We start from the raw sequence: 7,537 nt of genomic DNA, 5'->3' as shown, positions 1-7,537 counted from the left end.
GGCCGCCGCCGCGCCCGCCGAGGCCGCGCCGGCTCCGGCCGCCGCCGCCCCTGCTGAAGCCGCGCCTGCGCCGGCCGCCGCTCCGACCATCGAAGACAAGATGGACAAGGGCGACAACGCCTGGATGCTCACCTCGGCCCTGCTCGTCCTGCTGATGATCCTGCCGGGTCTGGCGCTGTTCTACGGCGGCCTCGTCCGCGCCAAGAACATGCTGTCGGTGATGATGCAGGTCTCGACCGTCGCCCTGATCGGCTTCGTCGCCTGGATGCTCTGGGGCTACAGCTTCGCCTTCACGGACGGCGGCAGCTGGGACAAGTTCGTCGGGGGTCTGGGTCGCGTGTTCCTGAACGGCGTGACCCCTGCCAGCAACGTGGCGACCTTCTCCACGGGCGTGGTAATCCCGGAACTGACCTTCATCGCCTTCCAGTCGACCTTCGCGGCGATCACCGCCGCCCTCGTGGTCGGTTCGCTGGTCGAGCGCATGAAGTTCGCCGCCATCGTCGCCTTCGCCATCCTGTGGCCGCTGCTGTCGTACTATCCGATCGCGCACATGGTCTGGTGGTGGCCGGGCCCGAACGCCATCGCCCTGGCGCCTGAAGATACGGTCAAGTCGGGCCTGCTCTGGGGCTTCGGCGCCCTGGACTTCGCCGGCGGCACCGTGGTGCACATCAACGCCGGTATCGCCGCGCTGGTCGGCGCCCTGATCCTCGGCAAGCGCCAAGGCTACGGCAAGGAGCCGATGCCCCCGCACTCGCTGACCCTGACCCTGGTGGGCGCTGGCCTGCTGTGGGTGGGCTGGTTCGGCTTCAACGCCGGCTCGAACCTGGAGTCGAACGGCTACGCCTCGCTGGCCATGGTCAACACCTTCATCGCCACCGCCGGCGCGGGTCTGTCGTGGATCCTCGTTGAGTGGGTCACCCGCAAGAAGCCGTCGGCCCTGGGCCTGGCTTCGGGCATCGTGGCCGGCCTCGTCGCCGTGACCCCGGCCGCCGGCTTCGCCGGCCCGATGGGCGCGCTGATCCTGGGCCTCGTCGTCTCGCCGATCTGCATCATCTTCTGCTCGGTCGTGAAGAACGCCCTGAAGTACGACGACAGCCTGGACGCCTTCGGCATCCACGGCATCGGCGGCATCGTCGGCGCCATCGGCACCGGCCTGGTGGTCAACCCCGCCTGGGGCGGCGCCGGCGTCGTCGACTACACGAGCTGCGGCAAGGACGGCGACCTGTCGACCTGCGACACCGCCGTGTACGACATGGGCGTGCAACTGATGGCGCAGCTGAAGGCTGTGGGCGTGACCATCCTGTGGTCGGCCATCGCCACGGCCATCGTCTTCTTCATCATCAAGCTGGTGATCGGCCTGCGGGCTGCGCCGGAAGCCGAAGAAGACGGTCTGGATATCTCCGAACACGGCGAACGCGCCTACCACAGCTAAGGCTGGGGCCAGGCTCAAAGTCGAAGGGCGCGGAGGGAAACCTCCGCGCCCTTTCTCTTTTTGGCCATGCCGACTGCCTAGATCCGTCGCGCCGTCACGATCGGCACGACCGGATCGAGCATCTGACCCTCCATGACCGGATTGATCGCCTTGCCCGGCGTCGGCAGGTTCAGGATCTTGCGGACGATCTCCATGCCCTGCACCACCTGCCCAAAGGCCGCGAAACCGAGATTGTCCCCCTCCCCGGCCGGGTTGGCGTCGAGATAGGGCGCGTCACCCACGCAGATGAAGAAGTCGCTATCGCCGGTGCCCGGCGCCTTGCGCGCCAGCGACAACGTCCCGTCGACATGCCGGAGCCCCGTCTGGGTCGTCGGCTCATGCGCGATGGGCGGCAGCAGCCTCTTCGGATCCCCCTGCAGGCCACCTTGGATCAACCCGTAATCCACCGCGCTGGGCGCCTTGGCTGCGCGCCAGAAGCTCGAACCGTCATAGCGCTTCTCGTCCACATAGCGCAGGAAGTTCGCCACGGTCAGCGGCGCCTGTCTTGCCTTCAGCGCGATGATGATCGGACCAAGACCGGTGTCGAGGCGGACCAGAACATCGCCCGCGCCCGGCACGATCGGTGTCGCGGGCAGGCTCAAAATCTGCGCCGAGGCCAGACCCGGCGGGACCGCGAAAACGCCGAAGGCGGCCAGGACGTCACGGCGCTTCATCATCGTCTCCTCAGCTCAGGCGGCAGCGCCGCACCCACCAGTCCGGACGCATCGTCTCCAGGCGCTCGGCCAGACCTTCGGCCTCGATATCGCTGGCGCAGAGCGCGAAACAGGTCGCACCCGAACCCGACATGCGGACCAGCAGACTTTCCGGCTCGCCCCGCAGCACGTCCAGCACCTCGCCGATGTGCGGCTCAAGCCTCACGGCCGGCGCCTCCAGGTCGTTGCGTGTCGCAAAGGCCAACCAGGCGGCGGCCTCCTCAGCGCTCTCCAGATGGTCGGGCATGGGGGGCATGGCGGCGCCGTCTGGGTGCACGCCCGCGTCATAGGCGCGATAGACCGCGCCGGTCGGCGACGGCGCGCCGGGATTGACCAGCACTGCGTTCAACTCGGGCAACCGCGGCGCCGGCGACAGCCGCTCGCCTCGCCCTTCTGCGATAAGGGCGCGCGCGCGCAGACAGGCCGCGCCGTCCGCGCCAAGGCTCGCAGCCAGCGCCTCCAGATCGTCATCGGAAAGCGCCGGGGCCAGGGCGTCACGCAACAGCTTGAGCGCCGCACCCGCGTCGCTGGAGCCCCCGCCCAGGCCCGCAGCGATCGGCAAGTGCTTCTCCAGGATCAGCCGATAAGGCGGAACCGGACCGCCGAGCCGCCTGTGGAAAGCCTGGCCTGCGCGGACCACCAGATTGTCGCCGCCGGCGGGAATCTGATCCCCGAACGGCCCGGACGTCTCGAACGCCGGCGCGTCGGCGGGCTGGAGGTTCACCCGGTCGCCGACATCGGCGAACACCATCAGGCTGGAGATGGGGTGATAGCCCTCGCCGTCCGGCCCGCCCACGTGCAGGAACAGATTGACCTTGGCCGGGGCGAACGCTGACAGCCGCATGATCTCGTGACTCAAGGCTAGGACAGGCCCAAGCCGATAGCTCAGTTGTGGGCGATCGTCGACTTGGTCGCCGGCGTCGAGAGGCCCAGGCCGTTCTTCAGCTTGTCCTCGGAGTCGGCCTTCTGCTTGTCGGTCGGCTCCAGGCTCAGCACACGCTGCCACTGGAACCGCGCCTCGATGGTGCGACCAGCCTTCCAGTAGGCGTCGCCCAGGTGGCCATTGATGTCGGGGTCTCCAGGCTCAAGCTCGACCGCAGCTTCCAGCTTCTCGATCGCAGTCTTGTAGTCGCCGAGCCGGAAATAGGCCCAGCCCAGGGAGTCCATCATGGCGCCCGACTGCGGCCGCGCCGCAACCGCCTTCTCGACCATGGCCAAGGCCTCGGGGAGACGCTCATTGCGGTCGATCCAGGAATAACCCAGGAAGTTCAGCAGATCCGGCTCGTCAGGATTGACCTTCAGCGCGGTCTGCAGATCCTTTTCCGCCTCGGGCCAACGCCCGCCTTGCTCCAGAGCGATCGCGCGCATGTAGAGCAGCCGCCAATCGGGGGCCTCGGCCTCGCGGGCGAGGAGCAGATCCAGCACCGCCACCGACTCGTCCCAGCGGCTGCTGGCGCGCAGCAGATCGGCCAAGGCCACCGCCGCGTCGCGATCGTTGGGCGCCGCCGTCAGCGCCGCGCGGGCCACATCCAGCGCCTTGGTCTTGTCGCCCAGCGCGCTCCAAGCCCAGGCGATCTTGCTCTGCGCCGAGGCGTAAAGCGGCGCTCCCGCCGGCACGCGCCCGTAGGCTTCGATGGCGGCCTGGTGATCATCGCCCTGGTTCAGAAGGTCGCCGACCAGGATCCAGGCCTCGTCGCGGCCAGGATCCAGACGCAAAGCCAAGCGCAGATAGGCCAACGCAAACTGGTTCTGCCGCTCTCCGGCGAAGGTGGCCGCGCACGCGATCAGGCCCTCCGCCGCGCCCTGGCGCAGGGTCGGGGCGGGCGGCGGGGCGCTTCGGGCTGCAGCGCGCGCGCGTGCGCGCAGCAGACCTGTATCGTTCGGGGCGGCGCGAAGCGCGGCGTCATAGAGCGCCAGCGCATCGTCATAACGCTTGCGGCGCTCGAGAAACGCGCCGTAGTCCAACGTGAAGATGCTGGCCGTTGCGGCGTTGGAGGTCAGGGCCTTGTAGTCGGTCTCGGCCTCATCATAGCGCTTGGCGCGTTCGAACAGCCGCGCCTGACCCTGCTGACCGAAGTACTGCACAAGCTTGTCGTTACGCAGCACCGGCTGGACGATTGCGCCTTCCTTGTCGCCTGCGGCGGCGGCTGCCCAGGGGCCGAGCAGAGCAACGGCCTGTTGATGCGGGAAGCCAGGGGGATCGGACTTCAGCAGGCCTTGCGCCTCCTTGCCCTTGCCGAGGGCCAGCGCTTCGACCACGCGGGTCAGGACGCCCAGGCGCCGGATAGCCTCGGTCCCACCCGCCTCGGTCGGGGCGGCCGCTGCGGCGCGGCTGATCTCGCCAGACAGAAGGAGTGCGGTGAACGACCGCTCGGCGATCACGCCGGGATCCTCGCCCAGCACCGCCGCCGTCCCGAAGTAGGTCGCCGCCTCCTTGGAATTGCCGTCGCGCAACGCCGCCTGCCCCGCCAGGAACTGGCCGTAGGACGTCCGCGTGTCGAAGAGCGAGTAGTTCTGGCCGACAGGGCCGCGCATCGACACCTGCGCGGGCCCGGAGGCGCAGGCGGCCAGGGCCGAGACGGATACGCAAGCGAGCAGAACTTTGAGACGCGTCATGCCGCCACCCTCGGAGGTTTCGAGGCGGTCCGCAAGAAAAAGCCTCCCGACCTGAGGGGCGGGAGGCTGCTTCGTCACATGTTCGGATAGTTCGGGCCACCACCGCCTTCCGGCGTGGTCCAGACGATATTCTGCGACGGGTCCTTGATGTCGCAGGTTTTGCAGTGGACGCAGTTCTGCGCATTGATCTGGAAGCGCGGATCACCGCCCTGCTCATTGTAGAGCACTTCATAGACACCGGCCGGGCAGTAGAGACGCGCCGGCTCGCCGTACTTGGGCAGGTTCACCTGGATCGGCACCGAAGGATCCTTCAGGCGCAGGTGGGCCGGCTGGTCTTCCTCGTGGTTGGTGGCCGACAGGAACACCGAGCTCAGCTTGTCGAAGCTGATCACGCCGTCGGGCTTGGGATAGACGATGGGCTTGTAGTCCTTGGCGAGACCGGTCGACGCCGCGTCGGTCTTGTCATGCTTGAGCGTGCCGAACAGACCCAAAGCGCCGCCCGTGAGGTGATTGACCCACATGTCGGCCATGCCGAGCGCGCCGCCAAGCGCCGTGCCGAACTTGCCCAGCAACGGCTTGGCGTTGCGGACGATCTTCAGCTCCTTGGCCACCCACGACTTGTCGTAGGACGTCTGGTAGGCGGTCAGCTCGTCGCTGGCGCGGCCGGCCTGCACCGCCTCGAAAGCAGCGTCGGCGGCCAGAATTCCGGTTTTCACGGCGTTGTGGCTGCCCTTGATGCGCGGCACGTTCACAAAGCCCGCCGAGCAGCCGATCAGAGCGCCGCCCGGGAAGGTCAGCTTCGGCACCGACTGATAGCCGCCCTCGGTGATAGCCCGCGCGCCATAGGCGATGCGCTTGCCACCTTCCAGATGCGGGCGGACCGTCGGATGCTGCTTGAAGCGCTGGAACTCGTCGAACGGCGACAGCCAGGGGTTCTTGTAGTTCAGGTGCACGACGTAGCCGATGGCCACGTAGTTGTCCCCGAAGTGGTACATGAAGCTGCCGCCGCCGGTCTGGTCATCCAGCGGCCAGCCGGTGGTGTGCTCGGCCAGGCCCGGCTGGTGCTGCTCGGGCGGAACTTGCCACAGCTCCTTGATGCCGATGCCGTACTTCTGCGGCGACTTGCCTTCATCCAGCTTGAACTTGGCGATCAGTTGCTTGGCCAGCGAGCCGCGCACGCCCTCGGCGATGAAGACATACTTGCCGTGCAGCTCCATGCCGGGCTGATAGTCCGGCTTCTTCTCGCCGTCCTTGGCGATGCCGACCACGCCGACCACCACGCCCTTGACCGAGCCGTCGTCGTTCCAGACGAGGTCCGAGGCGGCGAAGCCCGGATAGATTTCGACGCCCAGCTCCTCGGCCTTGCCCGCCAGCCAGCGCGTCAGATTGGCCAGCGAAGCGATGTAGCAGCCGTGGTTGTGCATGAACGGCGGCATGGCGAACATCGGCAGGCTGAGTTCGCCTTGCGGGCCCAGCAGCTTGAAGCGGTCCTTGGTGACCGGCGTCTCCAGCGGCGCGCCCTCTTCCTTCCAGTTGGGGAAGAGTTCGGCCAGGCCCTTGGGGTCGATCACCGCGCCCGAAAGGATATGCGCGCCGACTTCCGAGCCCTTTTCGAGCAAGGCCACCGAAATCTCGGTTCCGGCCTTGGCGGCCATCTGCTTGAGACGGATCGCCGCCGAGAGGCCTGCGGGACCGCCGCCGACGATGACGACGTCGTATTCCATCGACTCGCGTTCGAGGTCTTCGCTCATGGGATCTCCCGGTGAGGCCCTACGGCCGCTCTTATGACTGTTTGAATCACAGCTTATCCGAACGTGACGCGGGGGTGGTCAAGCACCTAGCCGGATTTTTTGCTGCAGCGCAGCGTGGAGACCGGCGACAATCCGAGTTAAGACGGTCGCATGAGCTTCGCCGTCGATCAACGCGCCGTCGAAAGCCTGCTGGCCTTCTGGGCCGACGCGGGCGTCGAGGCCCTGTACGCGGAAGCCCCGATCGATCGCCTGGCGGAAGGCGCGGCGATGCTGCGCGCCAAGAGCCTGCCTCCCCCGCCGCCGCCTCCGGTCGCTCGGCCTGGCATGGCCGTGGTCCGCTCGCCCGACATCGCCTCGGCCGTCGCCGCCGCCAAGGCCGCAGCCGCCGCTTGCAACGACCTTGAGAGCCTGGCCGCCGCCATCGCCGCCTTCGAGGGCTGCCCGCTCAAGCACCAGGGCGCCAAGCAGGCCGTGTTTTCACGCGGGGTCGGCGACGCCCCACTGATGATCATCGGCGAAGGTCCCGGCGCCGACGAGGACGCCCAGGGACAACCGTTTGTCGGGCGCGCGGGCAAGTTGCTCGATCGCATGCTCAAGGCCGCCGGTCTCGAAGGGCGGGCGTTCATCACCAACACTGTGTTCTGGCGTCCGCCCGGCAACCGAACGCCGACTCCGCAGGAGCAGGCCACCTGCGCGCCGTTCGTCGAGCGGGCCATCGCGCTGGTGAAGCCCAGGATGTTGCTGCTGGCGGGCGGCGCCTCCGCCAAGGCCATGCTCAAGCGCGATGAAGGCATCCTGACCATGCGCGGGCGCTGGTTCGAGTGGGTGTCCGAAGACCAGTCGCTGGAGCTTCCGGCCATGCCGACGCTGCACCCCGCTTTCCTTCTGCGCACGCCGGCGCAGAAGAAGAAGGCCTGGCAGGACCTGCTGACCCTGACCGAGCGGCTTGATCGGCCCGACCGCCCGCACTAAGGTTTCAGCAACCA

6 protein-coding genes are annotated in these 7,537 nt (G+C 67.8%); 2 read left to right on the top strand and 4 right to left on the bottom strand.

The window, feature by feature from the left end:
- Nucleotides 1-1,432: ammonium transporter (locus CVUC_RS18545; protein WP_101685859.1), on the top strand; the 1,432-nt coding region annotated here is incomplete at its 5' end.
- 77 nt (nt 1,433-1,509) lie between these two features.
- Here the strand turns inward: CVUC_RS18545 and CVUC_RS18540 are convergent.
- The 4 genes from CVUC_RS18540 to CVUC_RS18525 all read right to left on the bottom strand — a co-directional run bounded on the left by CVUC_RS18540 (nt 1,510) and on the right by CVUC_RS18525 (nt 6,551).
- On the bottom strand, nt 1,510-2,148 hold the full coding sequence (locus CVUC_RS18540) for a peptidylprolyl isomerase (protein WP_010919214.1): 639 nt from the start codon (nt 2,146-2,148) through the stop codon (nt 1,510-1,512).
- 7 nt (nt 2,149-2,155) lie between these two features.
- Complete coding sequence (locus CVUC_RS18535) at nt 2,156-3,028, bottom strand: 4-(cytidine 5'-diphospho)-2-C-methyl-D-erythritol kinase (RefSeq protein WP_012640212.1); 873 nt, start codon at nt 3,026-3,028, stop codon at nt 2,156-2,158.
- A gap of 41 nt (nt 3,029-3,069) precedes the next feature.
- A complete protein-coding gene (locus tag CVUC_RS18530) occupies nt 3,070-4,800 on the bottom strand; it encodes a tetratricopeptide repeat protein (protein WP_096032976.1) in 1,731 nt (576 codons plus the stop codon).
- A 74-nt stretch (nt 4,801-4,874) separates the two neighbouring features.
- Nucleotides 4,875-6,551 carry an electron transfer flavoprotein-ubiquinone oxidoreductase gene (locus CVUC_RS18525; protein ID WP_096032975.1) on the bottom strand — a complete coding sequence of 559 codons (1,677 nt, stop codon included), beginning with the start codon at nt 6,549-6,551 and terminating at the stop codon, nt 4,875-4,877.
- Nucleotides 6,552-6,701: 150 nt separating this feature from the next.
- Between CVUC_RS18525 and CVUC_RS18520 the strand changes: the two genes are divergently transcribed.
- On the top strand, nt 6,702-7,523 hold the full coding sequence (locus CVUC_RS18520) for a uracil-DNA glycosylase (RefSeq protein WP_096032974.1): 822 nt from the start codon (nt 6,702-6,704) through the stop codon (nt 7,521-7,523).
- Nucleotides 7,524-7,537: the final 14 nt, after the last annotated feature.

The sequence above is a fragment of the Caulobacter vibrioides genome (assembly GCF_002858865.1).
Taxonomy (GTDB): Bacteria; Pseudomonadota; Alphaproteobacteria; order Caulobacterales; family Caulobacteraceae; genus Caulobacter; species Caulobacter vibrioides.
This window is presented reverse-complemented; position numbering and strand designations above follow the sequence as displayed.